This is a genomic window from Micromonospora sp. NPDC048835 (assembly GCF_040649995.1).
In the GTDB taxonomy this organism is placed as follows: domain Bacteria; phylum Actinomycetota; class Actinomycetes; order Mycobacteriales; family Micromonosporaceae; genus Micromonospora.
This window is the reverse complement of sequence record NZ_JBEZGM010000002.1, coordinates 247,019-271,769: the sequence shown is the minus strand read 5'-3', so window position 1 is coordinate 271,769 and position 24,751 is coordinate 247,019. Positions and strand designations below refer to the sequence as shown.

The following is a 24,751-nucleotide window of genomic DNA, read 5'->3' as shown; positions in this document are numbered from 1 at the left end:
GTTCACCCGCCCTTTGCTCTGCTGCCCTATACGCGCCAGCGGTCGTCCTGGATGACGGACAGTGACTGGTGCATATTCGGCAGCAGAGCAAAGGGGCCAACACCCTGTCCCGATCCGACGTCACAGCGAGGTGACCGATGAGTCAACTGCCAGATTTCGTCTCGATCCGTGAGGTGGGGCCACGGGACGGGTTGCAGAACGAGGACCCGATCCCGACCGATGCCAAGGTCCGGCTGCTCGACGCCCTCTCCGGCACCGGCGTACGCCGGATCGAGGCAGTGTCGTTCGTGCACCCGAAGGCGATTCCGCAGATGGCCGACGCCGACGAGGTGTGGCAGCGGGCGGTCAAGGCCGACGGAGTGCGGTACTCCGCGCTGGTGCCGAACACCCGGGGCGCCCAGCGCGCCCTCGCGGCCGGCTTCACCGAGATCGAGGTGGTGGTGTCGGCGAGCGACACGCACAACCGGCGCAACGTCAACCGGTCGACCGACGAGTCGCTGGACGACATCGCCGAGTTGATCGACCTGCTGCACGGCGCGTCCGCGCGGGTCGAGGTGATCGTGGCGACCAGCTTCGGCTGCCCGTACGAGGGGGACATCGCCCCGAAGCGCGTGGCCAGCATCGTGGACCGGGTGGTCCGCGACGGCGCGGACCGGGTCGCGTTCGGTGACACCACAGGCATGGGCACCCCACGCCGGGTCCGCGAGCTGCTGACCGCGGTACGCGACCGCAACGCGCAGGTGCCGGTCCTGCTGCACTTCCACAACACCAGGGGTACGGCGCTGGCCAACCTGTTGACCGCCCTGGAGCTGGGGGTGACCGAGTTCGACGCCAGCGTCGGTGGCCTCGGTGGCTGCCCGTACGCCCCCGGAGCCAGCGGCAACCTGGCCACCGAGGAGGCCGTGCACATGCTGCACGACATGGGCATCGACACCGGCATCGACCTGGCGGCTCTGGTCGAGGCGGCCGAGTTGGCCGAGGAGTTGCTCGGTAAGAAGCTGCCGTCGGGTGTGCTCCGGGCCGGCCCGCGTACCCGGCTGACTCCGCTGCCGAGCTGAGGACGCGGCGAAGGGGCCGGCGAACGCGCCGGCCCCTTCCCTGTGTCAGGTTCGTCAGCTCACCGGGGTGAGCGCGCCCGGCCAGCTGTCGCGGAAGATGTCCGCGCTGCGGTCGGTGGCGCTGAACGTGCCGGCGAAGAGGTTGCTGACCCGGTTCGCCTCGGCGCTGCTCGGGTACGGGTTGGTGCAGCTGGTGCCGGCGCTGCCACCGGACATCAACAGCGAGCAGTTCCCGTTGTAGTTGTCCGGCAGGCCGAGGATGTGCCCGATCTCGTGCGTCATGATCCGCAGCGGGCTGTACTGCGCCGCCTGCTGGGTGTCGATGTAGACCCGGCCGTTGCCGAGGCTGGTCCGCACGGCGTACGAGCCGCCGCCGGTGATCTGGTAGATGCGCAGGTTGGAGCCGCAGTTGGCGGAGAGCGTCAGGTTGACGGTGGCGTTGTTCCAGATCGAGGCGGCCTGGTTGGCGGTGCCGGCGTAGTTGCCCGCCTGGCTGGTGTTGTAGCAGATGGTCATGGCGGCGGACGCGGGCGACGGGTTGGCGACCGTGACACCGAGGGTGGCGAGTGCCGTCGCGAGCATCGCGACGGCGAGCCGATTGAGTCGTGAGGTCATCGCTGACTCCAATCCGGGAGGAGGGGGTGTCAGGAGCCTAGCGACAAGTATTCATGTTTTTCAATGTCTTGCTCTCGGTCCGGCTGTCTGGTTCGCTCGTAGGTCGCCGACAGTCGTACCCATGCGCTAGCCTAACGATCGTTCAGGTCAGTATGGCGGAGGAGTCGGCGTGACGCTCGACGGTGAGGCACTTGAGCAACTGCGCAAGCGGGCCCGGTCCGGCGGCGCGGACAAATACCACGCGGCCAACGCCGCCAAGGGCAAGCTCTTCGCCCGGGAGCGGGTCGCGCTCCTGGTCGACGAGGGCTCCTTCGTCGAGGACGGCCTCTACGCCAACGCCCTCGCCGACGGGCTTCCCGCCGACGGTGTGGTCACCGGCACCGCCACCATCGACGGTCGGCAGGTCTGCCTGATGGCCAACGACTCCACCGTCAAGGCCGGCAGTTGGGGCGCCCGCACGGTCGAGAAGATCATTCGAATCATCGAGCGCGCGTACTCCACGAGTGTTCCGATGGTCTACCTGGTCGACTCGGCCGGCGCCCGGATCACCGATCAGGTCGATCTGTTCCCGGGCCGGCGCGGCGCCGGCAAGATCTTCTGGAACCAGGTCCGCGCGTCGGGCTCGATTCCGCAGGTCTGCGCGCTGTTCGGTCCGAGCGCCGCGGGTGGGGCGTACATCCCGGCGTTCTGCGACGTGGTGGCGCTCGTCGACGGCAACGCGAGCATGTATCTCGGCTCCGACCGGATGGTCGAGATGGTCACCGGCGAGAAGACCACGCTGGAGGCCATGGGCGGGGCGAAGGTGCACACCGCCGAATCCGGTGTGGGGCACTTCCTCTGCAAGACCGAGGCCGACGCGCTCGACGTCGTGAAGACCTACCTGTCGTACCTGCCGGCGAACTGGACCCAGGCGCCGCCGACCGCGCCAGCCGTCCCCGCGCCCGCGAAGGCCGACCTGGCGGCGTTGGTGCCGGCGAGCGAGCGGCAGGCGTTCGACATGCGGCGGTACGTCAAGGGTCTGCTCGACGAGGGTTCGTTCTTCGAGATCCAGGCGCTCTGGGCCAAGGAGCTGACGATCGGCTTCGGCCGTTTGGACGGTCACGTCGTCGGGGTGGTCGGCAACAACTCGATGTTCAAGGGCGGCGTGCTCTTCGTCGACTCGGCCGACAAGGCCACCCGGTTCGTGCAGCTCTGCGACGCGTTCAACGTGCCCCTGCTGTTCCTCAGCGACGTGCCCGGCTTCATGGTCGGCAGCGCGGTGGAGAAGCAGGGCATCATCCGGCACGGCGCAAAGATGATCACCGCGATCTCCGAGGCGACGGTGCCGAAGATCTGCGTGGTCGTCCGCAAGGCGTACGGCGCCGGTCTCTACGCGATGGCCGGTCCCGGGTTCGAGCCGGACGCGACCATCGCGCTGCCGACCGCGAAGATCGCCGTGATGGGTGCCGAAGCCGCCGTGAACGCGGTCTACGCCAACAAGATCGCCGCCATCGAGGACGAGGCCGAGCGGGCCGCCTTCGTGGCCGCCAAGCGCGCCGAGTACGAGCAGGACATCGACGTCGTCCGGCTCGCCAGCGAGCTGGTGGTGGACACCATCGTCGAGCCGCACGACCTGCGCGCCGAGCTGGTCCGTCGATTCGCGGCGGCGGCCACCAAGGATCGGCAGTTCTCCCGCCGTCGGCACGGCGTCACCCCGGTCTGATCACCGACCCGGGCCCGCACAGCGATCCGCCCCGGCGTCACGAGCGCCGCGGCGGACCGTCCTTACAGGAGGATGAGATGGACTTCCGGCTCACCGACGAACAAGCGGCGCTGCGCGAGAGCGTGCGGGACTTCGCCCGAGAGGTGGTCGCCCCGGTCATCGCGGAGCACTACGAGCGGCACACCTTCCCGTACGAGGTGATCCGGCAGATGGGCAAGATGGGCCTGTTCGGCCTGCCCTTCGACGAGGAACACGGCGGGATGGGCGGCGACTACTTCGCGCTCTGCCTGGTCCTGGAGGAGTTGGCCCGGGTCGACTCAAGCGTGGCCATCACCCTGGAGGCGGCGGTCTCGCTCGGCGCGATGCCGATCTACCGTTTCGGCACCGAGGAGCAGAAGGCGACCTGGCTGCCCCGGTTGCTCAGCGGCGAGGCGTTGGCCGGTTTCGGGCTCACCGAGCCGGGCACCGGCTCGGACGCCGCCGGCACCCAGACGCGGGCGGTGCTGGACGGCGACGAGTGGGTGATCAACGGTTCGAAGGCGTTCATCACCAACTCGGGGACCGACATCACGGCGATGGTGACCGTCACCGCGGTGACCGGCACGAACCCGGACGGCTCCAAGGAGTTGTCGACGATCATCGTGCCGACCGGCACGCCCGGGTTCACCGTTGCGCCCGGCTACTCCAAGGTGGGGTGGACCGCCTCGGACACCCACGAGCTGACCTTCGACGACTGCCGGGTGCCGGCCGCCAACCTGCTCGGCGAGCGCGGTCGGGGCTTCGCCCAGTTCCTGCGCATCCTCGACGAGGGTCGGATCGCCATCGCCGCGTTGGCCGTCGGCCTGGCCCAGGGCTGCGTCGACGAGTCCATCAAGTACGCCAAGGAGCGGCACGCCTTCGGTCAGCCGATCGGCGCGAACCAGGCCATCCAGTTCAAGATCGCGGACATGGAGCTGAAGGCGCACACCGCTCGGTTGGCCTACTACGACGCCGCCGCGCGGATGCTCGCCGGCGAGCCGTTCAAGCGGCAGGCCGCCATCGCGAAACTGCACGCCAGCACGATCGCGGTGGACAACGCCCGGGAGGCCACCCAGATCCACGGCGGGTACGGCTTCATGAACGAGTACCCGGTTGCCCGGTTCTGGCGGGACTCCAAGATCCTGGAGATCGGCGAGGGCACCAGTGAGGTGCAGCGCATGATCATCGCTCGGGACCTGGGTCTCTGAGCGGTCCAGCCGGACTGATCGGTCAGTCGTTCCGGGCGGGCTGCCCGTACGGCTGTCGGGTTTCGGCGAGCGGGCGTCAGTAGCCCGACGTTCGACTGCCGATGGTCGGAGTCGATCCGTACTCTTCGTGCCCATGACTCCGGATCATGACCGGTCGCGGAGCCCGGCTGGGCGTACCACCCTCCCGGAGCTGCTCCGCGGGCATCGACGCGCCGCCGGCCTGACCCAGGCCGAGTTGGCGTCCCGGGCCGGGGTGGGTGTGCGGACGGTGCGTGACCTGGAGCGTGGTCGGTCAGTTCGACCGCAACGCACCACAGTCGAGTTGCTCGCCGGGGCGCTGGAGCTGACCGGCACCAGCCGGGCGGCGTTCATGGCCGCGTCCCGCGGTGCCGATCCGACCGCACCGGACGGCACCTCGACGACGACGTTCACGGTCAGCGGCACCGTCACCTCGGCGGCCGCTCCCGCCGATCCGTCGGTCCCGCTTCCGCCGCCGGTCGCCCTGATCGGCCGGGAGCGCGACCTCACCGAGTTGGCCGGAATGCTCACCGCGGCGCGAGGGCCCCGGTTGGTGAGCCTCGTCGGGTTGGCAGGTGTCGGCAAGACCGCCCTGGCGACGTCGGTGGCGCACCTGGTGGCCTCCGCCCATCCGGCCGGTGTCGCCGGGGTGCTGGTCGGCGAGGGCTCGGATGGTCCGGATGTGCTCGCCGCATCGATGTCCGTGCTCGGCGCGGCACGCCTCTCCGAACTCGTGGCTCTGCTCGCCGGACGGCCGGCACTGCTGGTGATGGACGCGGTGGAGCGGGCGCCGGGCCCGGTGGCCGCAACCCTGCACCGATTGCTCGGCGCACTGCCCGCGCTGCGGGTGCTCGTCACCGGGCGGCACCCGGTCGGGTTGCCCGGTGAGCGGGTCTGGCCGGTCGCGCCGCTCGACGTGCCACCACCGGAGGCTGAGCACGACGACCTCGAGTCGTGGCCGGCGGTCGCGTTGTTCACCGCCCGGCTCGCTCAGGTCCGCCGGGAGCCGCCCACCTCGGCGGAGTTGCCGGCGCTCGCCGCCCTGGTCCGCCGGTTGGGCGGGCTGCCGTTGGCCATCGAACTGATGGCCGCCCGGGGTCGGCTCCTCGACCTCACCGAACTGCTGGACCGGTACGGCGACCGGGTGCTCGACCTGGCCACTCCTGCGGAGTCGTCCGCCCAACCGGGCTGGGACGCGCCGGAGGTGCTCCCCGGTCGGGCGAGCGGACCCGACACCCCCACGGCGGTCGCGGTCACCCTGCGGGACGCGGTGGCGTTCAGTTACCGACTGTTGGCGCCGGACGAGCGGGCCGCGCTGCGGCAGCTCGCCGTCTTCGGTAACCGCTGGTCGGTCGAGTTGGCCGAGGAGATGCTCGCCGACGAGGCCGACCGGGACGGCACGGTGGCGATCGACCCCGTTCCGCTGTTGGACCGCTTGGTCGAGTTGGGGTTGCTGAGCGTACGCGGAACCGGGTCGTTCCGGTTCCGCCTGCTCGACGCGGTCCGTGACTACGCCGTCGAGCAGGCGGTCGGTGGTGGTGAGCTGACCTGCATCCGGCGTCGACACGCGGAGGTCATCGCGCGCCTGGTGGCACGGACCGCGGGCGATCTGGTCGGCCCACGGTTACCCGACGCGGTGCGCCGCCTGGACCAGATGAGCAGTGACATCAGTACGTCGTTGGCCCACGCGGCCACCGACGACCCGTTGACCGCACTGCGGCTGGCGGCCTGCCTGACCCGCTGGTGGCGGTTCCGCGGGCGCGACGTCGTCGGGCGGCAGTGGCTGCGGCGCCTGCTCGCGGATCCGCGTACCGCTGACGCCGATCCTCTCCTGCGGGGCTGGGCGGCCCTCGGGGTCGCCAGGCTCGCGGCCGAGCACGGCGCGGGTGCCGAGGAGCTGTCGACGGCGCAAGCGGCGTTGGACACCTTCCGACGGGCCGGCGACGTCACCGGCGAGTTGGAGGCGCGGAACGTGCTCGGCACCCTGCTGATCTCCGTCGGGCGGCAGGACGAGTCTCGCGAGCAGGCCGAGGCGCTGCTGCGGTTGGCGGCCCGTAACGGTCGGACCCGGGACCTGGCGGTGGCTCAGAACAGCCTCGCCTGGCACGAGATCCGCGCGGGTGAGCTGGCTGCGGCCCGCCGTCGGCTCGCTGCGGTGGACCGACTCGCCGCCGAGAGTGGGGAACAGCGACTGCGGGTGCTCGGCTGGGCCAATCGTGCCGAGGTCGCCCGCCTGGAGGGCTGGTACGCGGACGCCATCGACCGTGGCCGGAGGGCGATGGCGGCGCTGTCCGAGCTTGGTGATCCCGGGGGCCGCCGTCGGGTGCTCGGCACCGTGGGGCTGGCGCTCGCCCAGGACGGGCGGGTCGCGGAGGCGACCGAGGTGCTGATCGAGTTACGCGCCGGGGGTGTGGAGGCGCTGCCGGCCCGGCCTACCGTGCCGCGTCCGCGTCAGTCGGACGACGCGGCGCTGGCCTGGGGCGGGCCGGAGGCCGGGCTCTGCGCCCTGATCGAGGGGAACGTGGCGCTGCACCGGGGTGACCGGGAGTTGGCTGCCGAGTGGTTCGCTGCTGCGGCCGACCACGCGGGGCCGGATCGCCGCGACGTGGTGGAGGCGCTTGTAGGACTGGCTGCGAGCACTGCGGACCCGGCGGTGCTCGATCGCGTGGACCGGGTCTGTGTGGAGAGCGGCATCAGGTTGTTGCCGCACGAGTCGGGCCTGCTCTACGCGCTGAACGCGGCCCGGGGTGGACCGACTCGGTAGTTGCGGTGGATCGGTGCCCGTTCGGGTGCCGCGAGGATCGTGACGGGGGAGTGGCGCGGGCGAAGAGCCCCCTTTGGTGCTACCCCTCGCTGATCGCCCGCGCCGTCACCCCCCGGTGATCCCCGGTGTTGGAAGCCTGCCACCGGGGCGGTGACAGAAAGTCGGCTTGGACCGAATCCTCCAGCTTGGCGGGGCCAGTTCTGCCGGTCTTTCTGCCGCTGTCACCATCTGGCAACGGGTGCTCGCTCAGTGTCGTCGATTGGCGCTGTCGGTGGCGGCGGCCTGCTCCGGGTCGGCGTCGTCACTGCCGGCGGTGGCGCACGGGTGGGCGGCGTCGCGGACTCGGCGCAAACCGTCGAGGAGGGCCGCCAGCGCCTCGGGGTCGAGCTGCCCGGTGAACCACTGCTCGATCATCTGCAGGTGCCCGGGCAGCGTCTCGTTGAGGCGTTGCATTCCAGCGGCGGTGACCACCGCGTACGAGCTGCGGCGGTCGTTCGGGCAGGCCCGGCGGGTGAGCAGCCCGTCGCGTTCCATCCGGTCCACCACCCGCGTCACTCCGCTTGTCGACAGTGAGGTCTGCGCGGCGAGGTCGGTCATGCGTAGTTGGTTGCCCGGCGAGCGGGCCAGTCGGGTGATGACCTCGAACTCGACCGCGGAGAGGCCGTGCTCCTCGAGTTGGGCGTTGAACCGGGCTGACAGCCCGGCGTGCGCCTCGAAGAGCAGGCCGACGGCGGTGATCCGGGGATCGTCGAAGGCGTTGGTCACCCGTTCATCATACCAGTGCTTGACACGGGGAATGTTGTTGTAGTTATAGTTGTTCAAGCAGTCGTTGGGCTATTCAACAATCTTCCGGAGGGCAGCAGCATGACCAGCAGCATCGAAGCGGTTACCCGCGACTGGGACGGCCTCACCATCCCGGCGGCCGGCACCTACGCGCTCGACGTGGCGCACAAGCGGGTCGGCTTCGTTGCCCGGCACATGATGGTGAGCAAGGTCCGCGGTGAGTTCAACGAGGCGACCGCCACGATCACCGTCGCCGAGGACCCGCTGCAGTCGTCAGTCGTCGCGACCATCCAGGCCGCAAGCGTCGACACCACCCAGGCCGACCGGGACGCGCACCTGCGCAGCCCCGAGTTCCTCGACGCCGAGAAGTTCCCGACGCTCGAGTTCCGCAGCACCGGGGTCAAGTCCCGTCGTGGCGGCGAGTTCGTGCTCGCCGGTGAGCTGACCATCAAGGACGTCACCCGGCCGGTCGAGCTGGAGGTGGAGTTCGAGGGTGTCGGCCGCAGCCCGTTCGGCCAGGACATCTTCGGTTTCTCCGCGAGCACCGAGATCGACCGTGAGGAGTTCGGCCTGACCTGGAACGTCGCCCTGGAGACCGGGGGCGTGCTGGTCAGCCGCAAGATCAAGATTGAGATCGAGGGCGAGGCCGTCCGTCAGGCCTGATCGCCTTGGATGGCCGGAGGGCCCGGGGGGACCCTCGCGGCGATCCGGTACGCAGGGCCCGCGCCGTACGTCGGCGCGGGCCCTGCGTCGTCTCCGCCCGTGGTAATTGTCACGACTTGTTCGTACCGCCATCGGGTCCAGCCGGGCGGTGACGGGGTAGTGATGGCGCCACGAGCGCGTCCGCGCCGGCCGAGGTCGGATCACCGCCGTCGGCCTCTGGCCCCGGTCAGGTGGGCGCTCTTACCGTGGATGCTTCACAAAGCGCTTCCGGGACGGCATGATCCCGAACCGCGCCGGCCGTCGGGAGGACACATGGGCAGGGACGTCTCAGAGGGCGCCTTCACCCGGGACGATCGCGTCCGCTATCGGCAGAAGGTGCGGCGCTGCCTGGACGTCTTCGCCCTGATGCTCGACGACTTCGGCTTCGACGCCGACCGCCCGATGACCGGCTTGGAGATCGAGCTCAACCTGGTCGACTCGGCCGCCGAGCCGGCGATGCGCAACGAGGAGATCCTCGCCGACATCGCGGACCCCCTCTTCCAGACCGAGCTGGGGCAGTTCAACCTGGAACTCAACGCCGAGCCCCGACTGATCGAGGGCGCCGGCTTCGCCGACTACGAGCACGACCTGCGCGGCAGTCTGTCCCGGGCCGACGAACGGGCCGCCCGGTCCGACGCGAAGATCGTCCTGGTCGGCATCCTGCCCACCCTCACCGAGGGGCACCTGGTCGAGGACAATCTCTCCACCAACGAGCGCTACCGGGTGCTCAACGACCAGATCGTCGGCGCCCGGGGCGAAGACATCGAGTTGGACATCCGCGGCGTCGAGCAGTTGCGGACCCACACCGACTCGATCGCCCCCGAAGCTGCCTGCACGAGCCTCCAGTTCCATCTCCAGGTCGCCCCGGACAGCTTCGCCGACTACTGGAACGCGTCCCAGGCCATCGCCGGCGTGCAGGTGGCGGTCGGAGCGAACAGCCCCTTCCTGTACGGGCGGCAACTGTGGGCCGAAACGCGTATCGCCCTGTTCCAGCAGGCCACCGACACCCGCCCGGACGAGCTGAAGGCTCAGGGCGTACGCCCACGGGTGTGGTTCGGCGAACGGTGGATCACCTCGATCTTCGACCTGTTCGAGGAGAACGTCAGATACTTTCCGCCCCTGCTGCCGATCTGCGAGGACGAGGACCCGGTGGAGGTCCTGCACGCCGGTGGTGTGCCTCAGCTCGGGGAGCTGCGGCTGCACAACGGCACCGTCTACCGGTGGAACCGTCCGGTCTACGACATCATGAACGGCCGCCCCCACCTGCGGGTGGAGAACCGGGTGCTGCCAGCCGGTCCGACGGTGGTGGACATGCTTGCCAACGCGGCCTTCTACTTCGGGCTGGTGCGCGGTCTGGCCGAGGCGGACCGCCCGATCTGGAGTCAACTGACCTTCAGCTCGGCCGAGGAGAACTTCCACGCCGCCGCCCGACGTGGCCTCGACGCCGTGCTGCACTGGCCCGGGCTCGGTGACGTGCCGGTCACCAAGCTGGTCCTCGATCAACTCCTGCCCACCGCCGCCGCCGGCCTGGACGGGTTCGGTGTCGCCCCCGAGCAGCGGGACCGGCTGCTCGGCATCATCGAGCAGCGCTGCCGTACCGGCCGCAACGGTGCCGTCTGGCAGACCGAGACGGTCTGGGCGGCGGAGCGGCGTCAGGGCATGGACCGAGCGGCCGCCCTGCACCACATGGTTCGGCGCTACGCCGATCTCCAGCGCACCAACGAACCCGTCCACACCTGGCCAACCCTCTAACCGCACCCGCACCCGCACCCGCCCTGCCCGGCCCTGTGCCCGACCCCCGTGCGCGCCGACCCCATGCGCGTTGATCATGAAATTGTTGTCCGGACACGACGGGTGGGCAGGCAACAACTTCATGATCAACGAGGCGGGCGGCGGTATGGGCAGTGGGGTGGGCAGCCGGGCGGGTGGCCGGGTGAGGGTTGGGTGGTTTGTGCGGTTAGTCGGTGGGGGTTCGGCGGGCTGCGCGGGTGCGGCGGCTGCCGGGGGCCGGGTCCTCCGGCGTGGCGTCGGCGCGAAGGGCTGGATCCGTGCGCTCTGGGGCCGTGCGCTCCGGGGCCGTGCGCGGTCCGGGCACCTGCGGTCCGGGCACCTGCGGTCCGGGCACCTGCGGTCCGGGCACCTGCGGTGCGGCGGTGCCCTCCTCGGGCAGCGGACCCGTTCTGGGTAGCTGCGACGGAACGGTGGCCTTCCTGCGCCGACCCGCGGTGCCGGTCGTCGAGGCTACGGTCCCGGTGGGGGGCTCGGACGGTGCGGTGGAGGGTTCGGCCGACGAGCCGGCGGCCGGCGGCACGGGTTCGCTCTCGGCGACCGGTGTCGGATCGGCCGTTTGCACCCGAGCAACCGCACTCCGTTCAGCCGGGTTGGTCCGCTCGGCTCGCTCGGCGAGGAGCGCGGCCAACACCGAGCCGCCGACGCCGGCGATCACCGCGTACGGGGCGATCAGTTGGGTGGAGAGCTGCGCCGGCCCCAGTGTCGACCAGTGCGGCAGGGTGCTCAGGTAGGCGAGCGCGACGAGCACCGGGCCTGCCGCGCCCGAGGCCGCCGCACCCACCCGGTGCCCGCCCGAGCGGGCCGATCGCCGGGCGGCAAGCACGCCGATCAGTATCGCCGGTACCAGCGCCAGCAGCGCGCCGGGCCAGTAGAGCTGGCCCCCGATCCAGTAGCGGGCGTGGTCCGGGTCGAACTGCCAGGTGCCGAGTTGCGCGCCGGTGAGCCCGCGTCCGACGCGTACACCGTCGATGACCGAGACCACCGCGAGCAGCCAGAGCCAGGCGGCCGTCGCGGTCACGTTGACCGCGGCGGCTCGGGAGCGAAGCGCCCAGAGCGCGACGAGGACGCCGATCAGGATGCCCACGGTCGCCTGTACGGCGGCCGTCCGTTGCGGTGCGCCGGTGTCCGCGCCGGTCGCCACCCGCGCGGGTACGGCGATCAGCAGCACCGTGACCAGCCCGCCCAACCCGGCGCCGAGTGCCAGGGCCACCCGGCGCAGCAGGCCACCGCGGTCCTGGACCGGCGGGTTGGCCACCGGTTGCGGGGTGCCCGCCATCTCCGGCCGGGCAGCGGCGGCGGCCGGTGAAGTCCCGTCGACCGATCCCGGTGCCCGATCACCGACGTGCGGGCTCTCGTGGCGGGCCACTTCGTCAGGCGCGGTCTCCACAAGCATCGAGGTTTCCGCAGAGGAGGCGGTCCTTGCCGGGGCGTTCCGTTGGTGGAGCCGCTGCGCGCAGACCGCGCCGAGGACAGTCGAACTGGCGGCGAGCCAGGTGGCCCAGGCGAGGCCGTCCGCCCAGGCGGTGTCGGTCGCTGCGGCATCGGTGGGCGTCCAGGTGATGACGCCGAGCCCGTAGCCGAAGCCCAGTTGTGCGGCACCCGCACCGGCAGCGACCCCGATCGCCGTCGCGATCGACACTCCCCAGCCCTGTCTGGCCATGCCGGGCAGCGTAACGTCCCGTCGTCGGCGCGGCGAGTCGCAACGACCCGCCGGTGTGGACCACAGGTGCGGCGGATTGGGCGGCGGGCGGTACGGTCGCCGGTGATGAGGCGGTGGGCGTTATGACGGACACGAACACGGGCCAGCAGAATGCCGCCGGTGGCGGCGCGGGCCGGGCCAGCGTCGTGCTCGGTGGCGGGTTGGCGGCGGTGCTGCTCGCCGCCGTCGGCGCGACGGGTGGCTGGCTGCTGGCCGGCGAGGACGACACACCCTCTGGTGACCCGCTGGCCGTCGCGACCACGGCTGGCGCGCCGACAACTCGAGCCACCGCACCACGACCGAGCACCGGGCGGCCGACACCGTCGGCGGTCCAGACCTCCGCCACCTCCACCAAGGGTGCCGGCCTGACCGTGCCGCCGGTGATCGGCACCGACTTCGAGCAGGCCCGGGACACCCTGCGCAAGCAGCGGCTTGGTTGGCGGTTGGTCTTCGGCGGCGGCGTCGGCCGTACGGTCGAGAGCACCACACCGGACGTGGGCACCGAGGTCGCTCGGGGGACGACCGTGCAACTACAGGTCGCCGGGCCGGCGCCGGCCGCCGAGGTGCCCGACGTGGTCGGCGAGCGCTGCGCGGAAGCCGCCGACGAGTTGGTCGACGCCGGCCTCTACCCGCGCTACGTCAGCGGACGCAGTGGGAAGGTCAACCGGCAGGAGCCCGCCGAAGACGGCCCGGCCCGGTGGAACGACCAGGTCAGCATCTGGTGTGGGGCGGACTCCGACGACCAACCGTCTCCGAAACCCACGCTCTGATTCCTGGCCGGCGGGTCGGGCCTTCGAGCGCGTACCCGCCGCTCTGCCTGGCCGACGACCGGCGCGGCTCGCAACGCTGATCCCCACCGATGGCCCGGTGGGCGGTTAGGTTGGCGGTCGAGGGCCAGGACGCCCGCCCGGGTTCGGGAAAGGACGTGCGATGAGCGACGACCGCCAGGAGCCTCCCGCCGACGAGCACGACGACGACCGGACCCGCCCGCTGCCGACCGGAGCCGCCACTGACCGGCCGCTGCCGAGCGAAGCCGCCGGCGACCGGCCGGAGTTGCGGCAACCTTCGCCAGCCGCCACCGACCCGGATGAGACGGCACCGATCGACCGGACTGTCCCGGCCCGTCCCGAACCGTCGCCCGACCAGACCGTGGCGATCGACAGGTCCGCCGGCGGCCGGCCGGGTACGCCCGCCGACCGGACTGCCCCGATACCGCCGGCGTGGTCCGGCCGCGCCGAGGTGCGCTCGGCCCGGCCGGATGACGCCGGCGAGTGGTACGTCGAGGAGCAGGGCGGTCGGCGGTGGTGGTTGCCGATCCTCTGGGGCGTACTGGCGTTGCTCCTCGCCGGCCTGCTCGGGGGCGCGCTCTGGGTGGTGCTCGCCCAGCAGGATGACGACCGGGACGATCCGGGGTCCACCCCGTCGGTCCCGCCGACAAGCGCCCCCAGCGCGCCGCGGACCAGCGCAGCCCCCACGTCGGCGTCGCCGAGCAGCGAGTCGCCGAGCAGCTCGGCGACCACTGATGCCCCGGCCGAGGTGCCGGTGCCACCGCTCGCTGGCGTGCCGCAGGCCACCGCCGAAGGGCTGTTGACGCGGCTCGGTCTGGGCTACCGGGTGGTGTACCGCCCGTCGGAGCTGCCACCTGGGACGGTGGTGGGCACCGAGCCCGAGGCCGGCACGTCGGTGTCGACCGACGACGAGGTGTTGTTGATCGTCTCTGCGGCCCAGCCCTCGACCACGCCGAGCCCGACCACGCCGAGCGCCACGGTGACCGGCACGCCCTGACCGCCTTCTCACCACATCCGGCGGCGGGTGCCGACGAGGCCGATGCCGGCCAGCGAGATGGCGAGGCCGAAGATGCCGGACCAGAAGAGGGAACGGCGGATGTCCGTGGCGCTGTGCCCCCCGGCCGGAGCTGCTTCGGCGAGTGTCTGACGGCCGTCGGACTGACCGCCGGCTCCCAGGCCGGACGCCGGCCCGGTCGGATCGACGCCACCGGTGTGATCGGCAGGTGCGTCGGTGTCGATCCAGCCGGGTTGCTCGTACACCGACTGGCCGTCGCCTGTCGGCGGGTCGGAGTCGAGCACGGTGATCTCCGGCGCGGGCACCGGTGTGGTCAGCCGGGTGGACGACATCGCCGGGTCGCGGACGAGGACCAGGAGTGCCGCCATCGCCCCGAGGAGGGCGAGGAGTCCGAAGGTGGAGGCGATACGGGAGCGGTGGTGCCGCCGCAGGGCGGGCTGATTGACCATGACCATCCCAGGGTCAGGGTCCTTGACGAGCGGGTGGAACGTGCCGGGGTGGGCGTACCGATTCTATGGCGACGGCACGCCCACCGGCGGCGGATCGGGTCGGTCAGCCCACCCGGACCGGGGTACGCGCGACCGGGCGGCGGGCCCGCACGGTGTGCGGGCGGGGTTCGGGAGCGGCCTGCAGCTGTTGCAGCCCTTCCCGCTGGACGAAGATCGAACGTCGGGTGACCGCGTCGCCCGCGGCGTTCAACTCGTAGCCGTCGAGCCAGAGCCAGCCGTCATAGGTAGGCCAGTCGAGCACCCGGATCACCCGGAACTTGATCGGCCTGAGGAACTGGACACTCGCCGCGCGAGTCACGTGCAGTACGTCACCGGTGCGGGGAAGCACATGGGCTCCTGGGGAGGATCGGCCGGCATGGGGCCGGCGGTGCCTGAACGGGGGACGTCTCGGCCGGTGACGGGGTCGTGCCTCGTGAACCGGTGGTGCGGATGGCGGTGGTCGGGCCGTACCCCGCTGGTGGCGTGCCGCCACCCGACCACCACCCGGTTGCTTCCGGGAACCGCGCCCGCCGCCGCAGCTTGCCGGCTTGCAGCGGCGGGGTCCTTACCCCGGAGCAGGTCTCGGGGTCGTCGGCCCGGTCGGCGTCGTGCCCGGCACCCTCGGATCGGTGGGGTCACCACTCCGAGGGACCGGAAGGAAACGCTGAGTGACCCGGGCCATACGGACAGAGTGCATCAGGGACGTGCTTCATGCAAGTTGCACGTCGACTTTTGCCAATACGTGAGTGTGTTGCGCGAAAGGCCTATTGAAGCCATCCGCGTCCGGACGGCACACTGAGGGACGGTTTCGCCCGTCGCGGCCGGCCGAGGACCGGCACCACCCCCTTTCGTCGCGAACGCTCGCCGGTCGACGGTCGCGCCCGCGGCGGGTGTCACCCAGTGGCGCGTTACCGGAGGTAGCCCGAGTGGGGTCGAGCAACCAGCGGCGGGGACCAGTGACGGACGGCTCACGCGATGAGTGAGCGGCGCAGTCCCACCATCAGACGGCGGCGGCTCGGGGCCGAGCTGCGCCGCCAGCGGGAGTCCGCCGGGATCACCATCGAGGTGGTCGCCGAACAGTTGGAGTGCTCGGCGTCGAAGGTCTCCCGGATCGAGACCGGGCACACCACGGCCACCCCGCGCGACGTACGCGACATGCTGCGGATCTACGGCGTGGTCGGCGCCGAGAGCGACGAGCTGGTGCAGATCGCAAGGGAGGCCCGGCAAAAGGGCTGGTGGCATCCGTACAGCACGGTGCTCGTCGGCGCGTACGTCGGGCTGGAGGCGGCGGCGAGTTCGATCCGGGCGTACGAACAGCAGGTGGTTCCGGGCCTGCTGGAGACCGAGGAGTACGCCGGGGCCATGATCCGCGCCGCTCGGCCGGACTTCACCGCCGATCAGGTACACCAAAGAGTGCGTGTCCGATTGGGCCGTCAGTCGTTATTGACCCAGGACGATCCGGTCGATCTGTGGGTGGTGCTCGATGAGGCGGTGGTAAGTCGGCCGGTGGGCGGGGACGAGGTGATGCGCGGTCAACTCAAGCGGTTGGTCGAGGTGGCCGAGTTGCCGAACGTGACGCTGCAGATCCTGCCCTTCGAGGTGGGTGCGCACGCCGGCATGGACGGCACGTTCACGATCCTCAGCTTCCCTGAGCCCGGTGATCCGGATGTTGTGTACGCGGAGAACGCCACGGGTGGGCTTTTCCTCGAGAAGAGCGACGAACTACAGAAGTACAGCTTCATCTTCGATCACATCCGCGCTGCGGCCATACGTCCGGAGGAGTCCGTCGCACACATCGCAAAACTGGCAGAGGAGCCGTTGTGGAAATGGCGACCAAAGGGTTCCCCATGGACCTGACGCAGGCAGCTTGGTTCAAGAGCTCGAAGAGCGGGCCGAACTGTGACAACTGCGTGGAGGTGGCGTACGTGACGGGAGCGGTCGGAGTGCGGGACTCGAAGGACAAGGCGGGCCCCGCCCTGGTCTTCGCGCCGGGTGACTGGCACGCCTTCGTCGCCGGCACCCGGGGCGGTGTGTTCGGCGCGGTCTGACCGACTGGTCAGTGGAGTCCCCGTCCGGTTCGCCGGACGGGGACTCTGCCGTGTCCGCGGCAGTCGTGCCGGACGGTCGTGGGGCGGCGGCCGGCGAGGTTCCGTCGGGATTCCCGTCGCCACAGCGCCCCCGTCTCGTTGAACCGGTCGGTACGGCGCTGGTCGACGACCCGCCGGACCGACCCGCAACCGAGCGAGTAGGCGAGACGGATGACGACGATCGGTTCAGAAAACCTCACCACCGGTCCGGCGAAGCCGGAGCGGTTCGGTGGCAAGTACCGCGGTGCTCGTCGGGACACGGTTCTGACCGAGGTGGTCTCGACCGACCAGGAGCTGAGTGGGCGGGAGGGCGCATCCGAGACGGCGGATCCCCCGCTCTCGCTGCCCTCGTTGGACCCGAACCCGCTGATCGAGCCGTCGTTCCCGCCGACAGGCTGGCCGATGGAGCCGGCCGAGTCCCTGGCTGACCACCCGCTGCTGCGTGGTCTGCTGATGGAGTTGCCGCCGAAGGGCACGGTGCCCTCGCAGGACTGGCTGGACCGCTGGTTCGAGGCGACCAGGTCGATCCTGGAACTGCTATACGTGCAGAGCGCCAGCCGTAGTCGTTGACGGTGCGGCGGCCGGCCGGGCACGCTCGGCGAAGCGGCTGTGGCGCAGCGCGTGTCGCACCCCGATGGCCACCACCGTGAGTGCGCCAACGGTGATCGCCGGTCCGGCAACGCCGGGGTCGGCCCCGAGGTCGGTGCCGGCCGCCGCGATCACGGCCGGCAGGGCGGCCAGGGCGGTCACCTGCAACGGCAGCCCGACGAGCGGGTGGGCTGCGGCAGCTCGCAACCCGTACGGGGTGGGTGTGGCGGGGGCGCTGGCGAATGCGCCCGCCCCGGCCCACAGTCGGCGGATCCGTCGGAGCGAGCAGGCCGCCGCCACCAACGCCGGACCTGCGGCGAGGATGAGCGCGGATGCGGCGCTGTCGACGGGCGCACCGCCGGCACTGAACAGCCCACCACCGAGGACCACCGCGATGAGCGCCACGCCGGTGAGGCACAGCACCAGCAACCACCCGGCGCGCCGGCGCAGCATGCGGGTGTTACGCAGCCGGGGAAGGCTGTCGGCAACGACGCCGGCGGCCAACCAGACGGCGGCGACCGGGAGCAGGATGGTGAGCTGACTCTCCATGTTCGAGAGTCTTTCCCGAATCACGGCGCAGCGAATCCGGGCCCGTCCCCCGTTCGCCCCGGACGCCAGGCCCGTAGGGGGCCATCACTCCAAGGTTATGGACGATTCGGCATGTTCAACCGGCCGACGGCTGACTTACCCTCAGCTAGATCGGCGAATGTCGATTGAGGTTGGGGCCGGCGCTCACGTTCCGCCGCCGGTCAGAGGGAGGTAGGAGATGGGTCTTCCACGAAGGTCCGTGCTGATCGGGGTTGCCGCGGCGACCGTGCTGGCCGTCGGCACCCCAGCCCTGGCCGCAGAACCCGTGGGTGTGGTTCGGGCCGCCGGCGGCGCCACCGCCGTGCCGGACAGCTACATCGTCGTACTCAAGGACAGCGCCGTCGCCCGGGACAAGGTCGGCGACACCGCGAAGCGGCTCTCCGGCCGCCACGGCGGCACGGTGGCCCGCACCTACGGCGCGGCACTGCGTGGCTTCGAGGCCAAGGTGAGCGCGAGCGCGGCCGCGCGGATCGCGGCCGACCCGGCGGTGGCGTACGTCGAGCAGAACCACACCGTCTCGATCTTCGGCACGCAGGCCAACCCGCCCTCCTGGGGCCTCGACCGGATCGACCAGCGCAACCTGCCGCTGGACAGCTCCTACACCTATCCCAACACGGCGAGCAACGTGCACGCCTACATCATCGACACCGGCATCCGGTTCTCCCACAACGACTTCGGCGGTCGGGCCACCTCCGGCTACGACGCGGTCGACGGCGGGTCGGCCGACGACTGCAACGGGCACGGCACGCACGTGGCCGGCACCGTGGGCGGATCCGCGTACGGGGTGGCAAAGGCCGTCCAGCTCGTCGGCGTGCGCGTGCTGAACTGCTCCGGCAGTGGCACCAACGCCGGTGTGATCGGCGGCGTCGACTGGGTCACCGCGAACGCGATCAAGCCGGCGGTGGCGAACATGAGCCTCGGCGGCGGCGCGAACAGCTCTCTGGACAACGCCGTCCGCAACTCGATCGCCTCGGGTGTCACGTACGGCCTGGCGGCCGGCAACGACAACGGCGCGAACGCCTGCAACACCTCGCCGGCGCGTACCACGGAAGCCATCACTGTGGGCTCGACGACCAGCTCGGACGCCCGTTCGTCCTTCTCCAACGTCGGCACCTGCCTGGACATCTTCGCGCCCGGCTCGTCGATCACCTCGGCCTGGTACACGAGCAACACCGCGACCAACACGATCAGCGGCACCTCGATGGCCACGCCGCACGTGGTCGGGGCGGCGGCCCTGGTGGCGAGCGCCAACCCGAGCTGGACCCCGGCTCAGGTGCGCAACCAACTGGTGTCGAACGCGACCCCGAACGTGGTGTCGAACCCCGGTTCGGGCTCGCCGAACCTGCTGCTCTACGTGGGCAGCGGCGGCACCACCCCGCCGCCCACCGGCTGCACCGGCACCAACGGCACCGACGTGTCGATCCCGGACGCCGGCTCGGCGGTGACCAGCTCGATCACCATCTCCGGCTGCGGCCGCAACGCCTCCTCGGCCTCCACCGTGGCGGTGAACATCGTGCACACCTACCGCGGTGACCTGGTCATCGACCTGCTCGCCCCGGACGGCAGCGCCTACCGGCTGAAGAACAGCAGCACCTCGGACAGCGCCGACAACGTGAACGCGACCTACACGGTCAACGTGTCGGGTGAGGCCGCCGACGGCACCTGGCGACTTCAGGTGCGCGACACCTACTCGGCCGACACCGGCTACATCAACACCTGGACCCTCACCGTCTGACCCGGTCCCGAACGAAGGAGGCCCCACCCGGTGCGCCCGGGTGGGGCCTCGCGTCGTACCGATGGGGCTCAGACCGAGAAGGTGGCCGGTCGCTCCGTGGCCGGTGCCGGCGGACGGGCCTTCCACAGGCCGACCTTCTGCGCGGCGAGCCGGCTCAGGTAGGCCGGGTTCAGGATGACGTAGCGGCGCCAGAGCCTCTTCGGCTCCAGACCGAGGCGCCAGAACCACTCCAGGCCGGCACGCTGCATCCACGGCGGGGGCTGGCGCAGCAGCCCGGCGTGGTAGTCGAACGCCGCGCCGACCGCCATCAACGGCATGTCCAGCAACGGCCGCATGGCGTACGTGAAGACCTCCTGGCGCGGGCAGCCGAGCCCGACAAGCACCAACCGGGCACCGCTGGACCGGATCCGGTCGGCGATCTCGGCATCCTCGCCAGGCTGGACGGCACGGAACTTGGACGGCTCCACCCCGGCGATCTTCAGCGCCGGGAACATCCGCTCCAGCGCCGGGATCAACCGGGCGAGGGTCTCCTCGGTGGAGCCGTACAGGTAGACCGGCAACCCCTCGTCGGCGAAGCGCGACAGCACGTGCAGGGTGAGCGTCGGCCCGTACACCCGGTCGCTGAGCCCGGCGTGGTGCAGCAGGTTCAGCGCCCACCGCACCGGCTGCCCGTCCGGCGTGACCACGTCGAACGAGTTGAGCCGCGCGTTGTGCGCCGGGTCGAGCACCCCGGTCATCACACCGTGCACGGCCAACGCGGTCAGGGCGAGAGGGCGCCGGTCGTGGGCCGCGCTCACCACCGCGTCGGTCGCCGTGGCGTAGTCGGTCGCGTCGACGAGGACGCCGAGCACGTTGCGCTTGGTTCGGGCGCTCATGACTGGGCCACCCACTTGTCCACGTTGGCCTCGTAGATCTCCCGCAGGATCATCGGCACGTCGTAAGTGATCTTCCAGTCCGGGTACTGCGCCTCGAACCGGGCCATGCTGCTCACGTACCACTGATGGTCGCCGGTGCGGTTCTGCTCGACGTAGTTGATCTGCGCCTCGCGGCCGGTGATCTCTTCCGCGATCCGGAACGCCTCGATGTGGGAGGTGTTGGAGTGCCGGCCACCACCGAGGTTGTAGACCTCCGCGGAGCGGGGGGCCCGGAAGAACGCCTCGAACGCGGTCAGCACGTCGTGCGAGTGGATCGCGTCCCGGACCATCTTGCCCTTGTAGCCGAACAGGTTGTATGTCCTGCCCTCCATGACGCAGCGCATCAGGTAGGCCAGGAACCCGTGCAGCTCGGCGGCCGAGTGCGCCGGGCCGGTCAGGGTGCCGCCCCGGAAGCAGGCGGTCTTCATGTCGAAGTAGCGGCCGTATTCCTGGACCATCACGTCCGCGGCGACCTTGGAGGCACCGAAGACCGAGTGCAGCGAGTGGTCGATCGACATCTCTTCGGTGATGCCCTGGTACCAGCGGTGGTCCTCGGGCAGCTCGTACCGGGTCTCCAACTCGACGAGCGGCAGGCTGTTGGGCCGGTCGCCGTAGACCTTGTTCGTCGAGCAGTGGATGAAGGCGGCGTCGATCGCGTGCTGGCGGGTGTTCTCCAGCATGTTGAGCGTGCCGCCGGCGTTCACGTCGAAGTCCGTGTACGGCTCCTTGGCCGCCCAGTCGTGGCTCGGCTGCGCGGCGCTGTGGATCACCACGGCGATGTCCGAGCCGTACTTCTTGAACACCTGCTCCAGGCCGTCCCGGTCCCGGATGTCCACCGCGAAGTGGGTGTACGCGCCACCCAGGTCCCGGCCGAGCCGTTCCAGACTCCACGAGGTGGAGCCGTCCTCGCCGAAGAAGTACCGGCGCATGTCGTTGTCGATGCCCACGACATCCAGACCGAGGCCGGCGAAGTGCCGGACCGCCTCGGAGCCGATCAGACCACCCGACCCTGTCACCAACGCGACACTCACACGCCACTCCTGGTCCATCGGAGGCAGAATCCATCGGAGCATAGCGTGACGTCCGGCACGCCCCGATATGACGGAAGGGCCCCGCATCAAGCGGAGCCCTCGTCGGTGGTGGGGATGGGGGGAGTTGAACCCCCACGCCCTTTCGGGCACACGGACCTGAACCGTGCGCGTCTGCCATTCCGCCACATCCCCGTGGCACGACCCGGAACACTGTAGCCGCCCCGGCCCCGCTGTCTCCAGCGGGCCCCGGGAATACTACGCTGTCCCCGGCACTCGCCACGAGCGGTTACCGTTCGTGGCGGACGAAAGATTAGCACGACAATCCCGGCCCTTCCGAACGGGCCGAGAGCAGCCGGCCGAGCGGCGTGTGAGCTGCGCGCGCGCCGGCCGGATACCATCATGTCCTCGGGACCCGAGGAGGAGCCGGTGAGCGTGCTGCAACGCTTCGAGAAGCGTCTGGAAGGCCTGGTCGAAGGGGCCTTCGCCAAGGTCTTCAAAGGGGTGGTCCACCCCGTGGAGATCCTCAACGCCATGCAGCGGGAGGCCGAGGCGCACAAGGCGATCCTGGCCGGTGGGCGCACGTTGGTGCCCAACCGCTACGTGATCGATCTCTCGCCGTTCGACCACAGTCGGCTGGCGCCGTACGCCGCCGCGCTGGCCCAGGAGTTGGCCCAGTCGCAGGCGGAGTTCATCGGCGAGCAGGCGTGGACGGTCTACGGTGACGTGATCGTCGAGATCGAGCGAGGCGAGGGTCTGGACACGGGCATGTTCCGTGTCACGGCCGAGGTCTACACCGGCGGCGAGGTCGCCCCGGTGTCGGCACCCGGCTACGACGCCGGCCCGCCCGCCTACCCCGCGTACGACCAGGGTGGTGGCTACGGCCCTCCGCCCGGGCACGGTGGCGGTCGCAACGTGCGGCTGGTCTCCGGCGACGGTCGCACCTACCCCCTCCAGATGGGGTCGACGGTGATCGGTCGTGGCGACCAGGCCAACCTGCGTCTGCCCGACGTCGGCATCTCCCGGCGACACGCCCGGCTGGATTTCGACGGCGGCCAGGTCGTGCTGACCGACCTGGGTTCGACCAACGGCACCATGGTGAACGGGCAGCGGGTCTCCGCCGTCGCCCTCAACCCCGGTGACATGGTCCAGCTCGGCACGACGACGCTGACCTTCCGCGTGGACGGCTGACCCGCCTTGCCGGAACTGGTCATCACCGTTGCCCGGTTCGGGTTCCTGATCCTGCTGTGGATCTTCGTGTTCACGGTGGTCGGGGTGATCCGCCGGGATCTCTTCGCGGGCGCCCGCTCCGGTCGCCTGGTGGCCGCGCCGCGCGCGGTGGGCGCCTCGACGGGGCAGGCGGCCAAACCGGCGAAGGTGAAGCGGGGCAGGGCAGCCCACCAGTTGGTGGTCACGGCCGGTCAGCTGGCCGGCACCAGGATCACTCTCGGTGAAGCGCAGATCACCATCGGTCGGGCCGAGGACTCCACCCTGGTCATCACCGACGACTACGCCTCCGCGCGACACGCCCGGCTCGTGCCGCGTGACGGGCAGTGGTACGTCGAGGACCTCGGCTCGACTAACGGGACGTACCTCGATCGCGCTAAGGTCTCCGGACCAACCCCCGTCCCCCTCGGCGTGCCGATCCGGATCGGCCGCACTTCCCTCGAATTACGGCCATGACTCTGACCCTGCGCTATGCGGCCCACAGCGACCGCGGTCTGATCCGAGACGGCAATCAAGACTCCGTCTACGCCGGGCCGCGGTTACTCGCCGTTGCCGACGGCATGGGCGGTATGGCCGCCGGTGACGTCGCCAGCAACATCGTCATCGGTGCCATGGCGCCGCTCGACGAGGACGTCCCGGGGGACGCTCTCGTCGATGCGTTGCGTTCGGCCGTGGGCACCGCCAACCAACAACTCCGCGACACGGTGGACGCCAACCCCCAGTTGGAGGGGATGGGCACCACACTGACGGCGACCCTCTTCACCGGCAGCAAGCTGGGAATGGTCCACATCGGTGACTCGCGGGCCTATCTGCTGCGCAACGGCGAGTTCGCGCAGATCACCAAGGACGACACGTACGTCCAGATGCTCGTCGACGAAGGCCGGATCAGCGCCGAGGAGGCGAGCAGCCACCCGCAGCGGTCGCTGCTCACCCGTGCCCTCGACGGTCGGGACATCGACCCGGAATACTCGGTCCGCCAGGTCATGCCCGGCGACCGGTACCTGATCTGCAGCGACGGCCTCTCGGGCGTGGTCAGCGCCGAGACCATCGGCGAGACCCTGCGGGAGTACGCCGACCCGCAGCAGTGCGTCGAGCGGCTGGTACAGCTCGCGCTCCGCGGCGGTGGGCCGGACAACATCACGGTGATCATTGCCGACGCCACCGATCAGGACATCGTCGAGGCGACCCCGATCGTGGGCGGCGCCGCCGCCCGGGACCGGGGCATGGCGACCTCTGCCGACGACTCGACCCCGGCCGCCCGAGCCTCGGCGCTCTCCGCGCCGCGTCCGGCCGCGCCGGAGGAGCCGGCGGCATCCGACGAGGACGCCGACGGTCCGAAGCGACGCCCGGTCCGGACCGCCGCAATGGCACTGGCCCTGCTGGTGATCGTCGGCGGTGCGGCGTTCGGCGGTTGGACGTACACCCAGCGGCAGTACTACGTGGGTGCCACCGAAGAGGGCCAGGTCGCCGTCTTCCGCGGCGTCCAGGGTCAGATCGCCGGGATGGACCTGTCCAGCGTGCACCGTCGCAGCGGCACCCGCCTCGACGACCTCACCGTCGCCGCACAGGACACCGTCAAGGTCGGCATCCGGGCCAAGAGCGAGCCGGACGCCGAGCGTCAGCTCGCCGAGCTGACCAGCGACACGCCGAGCAACCCCAACCTGAAGCCGCTCTGCCCGCTCGACCCGACCGTCACCGGGGGCAACACCCCGACGCCCACGCCGACGCCGACGCCGCTCGGTTCGACACCGACCCCGAACGGCAGCCCGAGCGCCAACGCGTCGCCGACCCCCAACGGGGTCGTCAGCGCGAGCCCGACCGTCGGTGCCACCACCGCTCTCGGTGGGGCCGGCGCGACCACCACGCCCGACGTCACGCCCTCAGACTCGGCACCGCCGGCGCTCGACCCGGCCGGTTGCCGGTCTCCTGAGTGAG

General features: G+C 70.7%; 24 protein-coding genes and 1 tRNA gene. 15 read left to right on the top strand and 10 right to left on the bottom strand.

The genetic code is table 11. The annotated features are described in order from the left end of the window. Positions 1-137 precede the first annotated feature (137 nt). Positions 138-1,058, top strand: a complete 921-nt coding sequence (locus AB0C15_RS03740) for a hydroxymethylglutaryl-CoA lyase (RefSeq protein WP_357348331.1) — start codon at positions 138-140, stop codon at positions 1,056-1,058. A gap of 54 nt (positions 1,059-1,112) precedes the next feature. Here the strand turns inward: AB0C15_RS03740 and AB0C15_RS03735 are convergent, their stop codons facing one another. After that, positions 1,113-1,673 carry a snapalysin family zinc-dependent metalloprotease gene (locus AB0C15_RS03735; RefSeq protein ID WP_357348329.1) on the bottom strand — a complete coding sequence of 187 codons (561 nt, stop codon included), beginning with the start codon at positions 1,671-1,673 and terminating at the stop codon, positions 1,113-1,115. A gap of 169 nt (positions 1,674-1,842) precedes the next feature. Here AB0C15_RS03735 and AB0C15_RS03730 point away from each other — a divergent pair, with 169 nt between their 5' ends. The 3 genes from AB0C15_RS03730 to AB0C15_RS03720 all read left to right on the top strand — a co-directional run bounded on the left by AB0C15_RS03730 (position 1,843) and on the right by AB0C15_RS03720 (position 7,383). After that, positions 1,843-3,375 carry an acyl-CoA carboxylase subunit beta gene (locus AB0C15_RS03730; RefSeq protein ID WP_357348327.1) on the top strand — a complete coding sequence of 511 codons (1,533 nt, stop codon included), beginning with the start codon at positions 1,843-1,845 and terminating at the stop codon, positions 3,373-3,375. 77 nt (positions 3,376-3,452) lie between these two features. Continuing rightward, positions 3,453-4,601: an acyl-CoA dehydrogenase family protein gene (locus AB0C15_RS03725; RefSeq protein ID WP_357348325.1), complete on the top strand. Its 1,149-nt coding sequence runs from the start codon at positions 3,453-3,455 to the stop codon at positions 4,599-4,601. Between the two features lie 133 nt (positions 4,602-4,734). Continuing rightward, complete coding sequence (locus AB0C15_RS03720; protein ID WP_357348323.1) at positions 4,735-7,383, top strand: helix-turn-helix domain-containing protein; 2,649 nt, start codon at positions 4,735-4,737, stop codon at positions 7,381-7,383. Between the two features lie 246 nt (positions 7,384-7,629). Here AB0C15_RS03720 and AB0C15_RS03715 read toward each other — a convergent pair whose 3' ends face one another. After that, positions 7,630-8,148 (bottom strand): MarR family transcriptional regulator, encoded by a 519-nt coding sequence (locus AB0C15_RS03715; protein ID WP_357348321.1) that lies wholly within the window; start codon positions 8,146-8,148, stop codon positions 7,630-7,632. Between the two features lie 99 nt (positions 8,149-8,247). Here AB0C15_RS03715 and AB0C15_RS03710 point away from each other — a divergent pair, with 99 nt between their 5' ends. Then, positions 8,248-8,829: a YceI family protein gene (locus AB0C15_RS03710; RefSeq protein WP_357348319.1), complete on the top strand. Its 582-nt coding sequence runs from the start codon at positions 8,248-8,250 to the stop codon at positions 8,827-8,829. Positions 8,830-9,141: 312 nt separating this feature from the next. Further along, complete coding sequence (locus tag AB0C15_RS03705; RefSeq protein WP_357348317.1) at positions 9,142-10,620, top strand: glutamate--cysteine ligase; 1,479 nt, start codon at positions 9,142-9,144, stop codon at positions 10,618-10,620. A 205-nt stretch (positions 10,621-10,825) separates the two neighbouring features. On the opposite strand, the gene AB0C15_RS03700 is transcribed toward AB0C15_RS03705, so the two are convergent. Beyond that, entirely contained in the window at positions 10,826-12,319 is a 1,494-nt protein-coding gene (locus AB0C15_RS03700; protein WP_357348315.1) for a hypothetical protein, read from the bottom strand. 122 nt (positions 12,320-12,441) lie between these two features. Here AB0C15_RS03700 and AB0C15_RS03695 point away from each other — a divergent pair, with 122 nt between their 5' ends. Both AB0C15_RS03695 and AB0C15_RS03690 read left to right on the top strand, forming a co-directional pair. Beyond that, on the top strand, positions 12,442-13,128 hold the full coding sequence (locus AB0C15_RS03695; RefSeq protein ID WP_357348313.1) for a PASTA domain-containing protein: 687 nt from the start codon (positions 12,442-12,444) through the stop codon (positions 13,126-13,128). Positions 13,129-13,288: 160 nt separating this feature from the next. Then, on the top strand, positions 13,289-14,143 hold the full coding sequence (locus tag AB0C15_RS03690) for a PASTA domain-containing protein (RefSeq protein ID WP_357348311.1): 855 nt from the start codon (positions 13,289-13,291) through the stop codon (positions 14,141-14,143). Positions 14,144-14,151: 8 nt separating this feature from the next. Here AB0C15_RS03690 and AB0C15_RS03685 read toward each other — a convergent pair whose 3' ends face one another. From AB0C15_RS03685 to AB0C15_RS03675, 3 genes are all read right to left on the bottom strand, one after another. Continuing rightward, a complete protein-coding gene (locus AB0C15_RS03685) occupies positions 14,152-14,616 on the bottom strand; it encodes a hypothetical protein (RefSeq protein ID WP_357348309.1) in 465 nt (154 codons plus the stop codon). 97 nt (positions 14,617-14,713) lie between these two features. After that, a complete protein-coding gene (locus tag AB0C15_RS03680; protein WP_124775688.1) occupies positions 14,714-14,998 on the bottom strand; it encodes a hypothetical protein in 285 nt (94 codons plus the stop codon). 619 nt (positions 14,999-15,617) lie between these two features. Next, positions 15,618-15,806: a hypothetical protein gene (locus tag AB0C15_RS03675; protein ID WP_357348703.1), complete on the bottom strand. Its 189-nt coding sequence runs from the start codon at positions 15,804-15,806 to the stop codon at positions 15,618-15,620. Between AB0C15_RS03675 and AB0C15_RS03670 the strand changes: the two genes are divergently transcribed. The 3 genes from AB0C15_RS03670 to AB0C15_RS03660 all read left to right on the top strand — a co-directional run bounded on the left by AB0C15_RS03670 (position 15,715) and on the right by AB0C15_RS03660 (position 17,306). Next, positions 15,715-16,506: a helix-turn-helix transcriptional regulator gene (locus AB0C15_RS03670; protein WP_357348307.1), complete on the top strand. Its 792-nt coding sequence runs from the start codon at positions 15,715-15,717 to the stop codon at positions 16,504-16,506. The two genes, AB0C15_RS03675 and AB0C15_RS03670, sit on opposite strands and share 92 nt — an antisense overlap. Beyond that, entirely contained in the window at positions 16,476-16,697 is a 222-nt protein-coding gene (locus AB0C15_RS03665; RefSeq protein ID WP_357348305.1) for a DUF397 domain-containing protein, read from the top strand. Before AB0C15_RS03670 ends, AB0C15_RS03665 begins: the two co-directional genes overlap by 31 nt. Before the next feature lie 210 nt (positions 16,698-16,907). Then, positions 16,908-17,306 carry a hypothetical protein gene (locus tag AB0C15_RS03660; protein ID WP_357348303.1) on the top strand — a complete coding sequence of 133 codons (399 nt, stop codon included), beginning with the start codon at positions 16,908-16,910 and terminating at the stop codon, positions 17,304-17,306. On the opposite strand, the gene AB0C15_RS03655 is transcribed toward AB0C15_RS03660, so the two are convergent. Continuing rightward, on the bottom strand, positions 17,274-17,873 hold the full coding sequence (locus AB0C15_RS03655; protein ID WP_357348301.1) for a hypothetical protein: 600 nt from the start codon (positions 17,871-17,873) through the stop codon (positions 17,274-17,276). The genes AB0C15_RS03660 and AB0C15_RS03655 overlap by 33 nt on opposite strands. Positions 17,874-18,090: 217 nt before the next feature. Between AB0C15_RS03655 and AB0C15_RS03650 the strand changes: the two genes are divergently transcribed. Further along, on the top strand, positions 18,091-19,647 hold the full coding sequence (locus AB0C15_RS03650; protein ID WP_357348299.1) for a S8 family serine peptidase: 1,557 nt from the start codon (positions 18,091-18,093) through the stop codon (positions 19,645-19,647). 68 nt (positions 19,648-19,715) lie between these two features. Here the strand turns inward: AB0C15_RS03650 and AB0C15_RS03645 are convergent, their stop codons facing one another. The 3 genes from AB0C15_RS03645 to AB0C15_RS03635 form a co-directional block, all read right to left on the bottom strand. Continuing rightward, positions 19,716-20,522 carry a WecB/TagA/CpsF family glycosyltransferase gene (locus AB0C15_RS03645; RefSeq protein ID WP_357348297.1) on the bottom strand — a complete coding sequence of 269 codons (807 nt, stop codon included), beginning with the start codon at positions 20,520-20,522 and terminating at the stop codon, positions 19,716-19,718. Further along, entirely contained in the window at positions 20,519-21,634 is a 1,116-nt protein-coding gene (locus AB0C15_RS03640) for an NAD-dependent epimerase/dehydratase family protein (protein WP_357348295.1), read from the bottom strand. The genes AB0C15_RS03645 and AB0C15_RS03640 overlap by 4 nt, the downstream gene beginning before the upstream one ends. 64 nt (positions 21,635-21,698) lie before the next feature. Next, positions 21,699-21,784: transfer RNA gene (locus AB0C15_RS03635), tRNA-Leu, on the bottom strand. Between the two features lie 207 nt (positions 21,785-21,991). Here AB0C15_RS03635 and AB0C15_RS03630 point away from each other — a divergent pair. Genes AB0C15_RS03630 through AB0C15_RS03620 form a run of 3 tightly spaced genes read left to right on the top strand, consistent with a single transcriptional unit; the run spans position 21,992 to position 24,750 of the window. Further along, entirely contained in the window at positions 21,992-22,780 is a 789-nt protein-coding gene (locus tag AB0C15_RS03630; protein WP_007454122.1) for a DUF3662 and FHA domain-containing protein, read from the top strand. 6 nt (positions 22,781-22,786) lie between these two features. Further along, positions 22,787-23,272 carry an FHA domain-containing protein gene (locus AB0C15_RS03625; RefSeq protein ID WP_030331975.1) on the top strand — a complete coding sequence of 162 codons (486 nt, stop codon included), beginning with the start codon at positions 22,787-22,789 and terminating at the stop codon, positions 23,270-23,272. Further along, on the top strand, positions 23,269-24,750 hold the full coding sequence (locus tag AB0C15_RS03620) for a protein phosphatase 2C domain-containing protein (protein WP_357348293.1): 1,482 nt from the start codon (positions 23,269-23,271) through the stop codon (positions 24,748-24,750). Before AB0C15_RS03625 ends, AB0C15_RS03620 begins: the two co-directional genes overlap by 4 nt. Position 24,751 lies beyond the last annotated feature (1 nt).